The sequence below is a fragment of the Salinibacterium sp. genome, assembly GCF_031364185.1.
In the GTDB taxonomy this organism is placed as follows: domain Bacteria; phylum Actinomycetota; class Actinomycetes; order Actinomycetales; family Microbacteriaceae; genus Rhodoglobus.
In genome coordinates, this window is the sequence record NZ_JANLVV010000094.1 from 1 (window position 1) to 1,312 (window position 1,312).

General features: G+C 64.3%; 2 protein-coding genes and 1 pseudogene. 2 read left to right on the forward strand and 1 reads right to left on the reverse strand.

All coding sequences use genetic code 11. The features are described from left to right. Together RMN95_RS04575 and RMN95_RS04580 are read left to right on the forward strand one after the other, a co-directional pair. Nucleotides 1-85, forward strand: a pseudogene (locus RMN95_RS04575) (peroxiredoxin); the annotation flags it as partial. Between the two features lie 356 nt (nucleotides 86-441). After that, complete coding sequence (locus RMN95_RS04580; RefSeq protein ID WP_309615773.1) at nucleotides 442-921, forward strand: hypothetical protein; 480 nt, start codon at nucleotides 442-444, stop codon at nucleotides 919-921. 72 nt (nucleotides 922-993) lie between these two features. On the opposite strand, the gene RMN95_RS04585 is transcribed toward RMN95_RS04580, so the two are convergent. Next, a partial coding sequence (locus RMN95_RS04585; RefSeq protein WP_309615774.1) for a hypothetical protein occupies nucleotides 994-1,312 on the reverse strand: 319 nt, incomplete at its 5' end.

Sequence of the window (1,312 nt, forward strand, 5' to 3'; positions counted from 1 at the left end):
GGTCGTCACCCTTCCGCTCTACAACGTCAAGGCAACCGGGCACGTCGCTTCCTTGCGCAAGAAGCTTGGCATCGACTCGGCGTAGGTGGCTGGCGCGCGGGCGAATAGCACCGATTCGGGCATCCATCCCAAATTTGTGGATGACACAGCATTACTCTCGGCAATCACATTTCGGGCCGGCCCGAGGTGTTCGGCGGCGACACTGGAACGGACGGCCGCCGAACACGAAACGGCCCGACTTCACAAGAATCGGAGCTGAATCATGACAAGGAGAAAATTCGCATTCTCAATGGCAGGAACCCTCGCCCTGAGTGCTGCCATCATGGCTGGCGGCGCAGCGGGCGCAGCGGGCGCCAGTGCTATCCCCACAAGGGACGGTGATTCCCTGGGGGTCACTGTGTAGATGAACGGCCGGGCACCTTCGCCACACGTTAGATCTTTGTGCCGGCCTACGAAAACGGCGCTGCACCCTTCGGCCAGTGGTCGGCCAGCGAACTCGTTGCGCCCAGCCAATGGACCAGTGGTGGTGGCGTCAGTTTCGATACGGGCTTTGCGACCGTCGCGCCCGTGAACGGCCCAACGCTCACCGACACGGTCGGGGCATCCGGCGTCGCCTTCAACCAGGGTCGCGGGCTCACCTGCACCGCGTTCGGCTACCCGGCCGCTAGTCCGTTCGATGGCGAGTCGCTGCAGTCGTGCGCCGGCCGCGCAACCGCCGATCCGTTCGGCCAGTCGACGGCTCACGGAGTCCCGTGCGACATGACAGGAGGATCGTCGGGTGGGCCCTGGTTCATCGGGAGTGGGTCGGCCGGCAGTCAAAACTCGATCAACAGTTTTGGATATGACGGCGTCGCCGACACGATGTTCGCGCCGTACTGGGGATCGGTGATTCAGGCCACATACGTCTCGGCGTCGAGCTAGCCGAATCCGACAACTCGTTCGGTGGTGGCGCGTGCTGCCCCGCCGCCGAACGGGTCCGGCCGCGGGCACGCGCTATGTACTACGCGTGGTCGCGGCGAGAACCGGCGGCGAGAAGAGCAAAATGAGGGCCACGATGGCGGGAATGAGCAACAGCCAGCCAAGGTCCGGGCGGGCAAACGCACCCTGGAAGCACCCGATAGCGACCGCAATCTGCAGGATCTGTACGACAACGGTCGCCCCACGCACCCAGGGGTTGCCGCGCAGAACGTTAACGCCGATGACGGCCAGCCAGACCGCAGCGATCGCGGTCAGGACGGTCAGCGCCACGGCACTGGCGTAGGAGTCGGGGGTCGCAACGATCAGCTCGATCACGAGGTATCCAATAGCAACC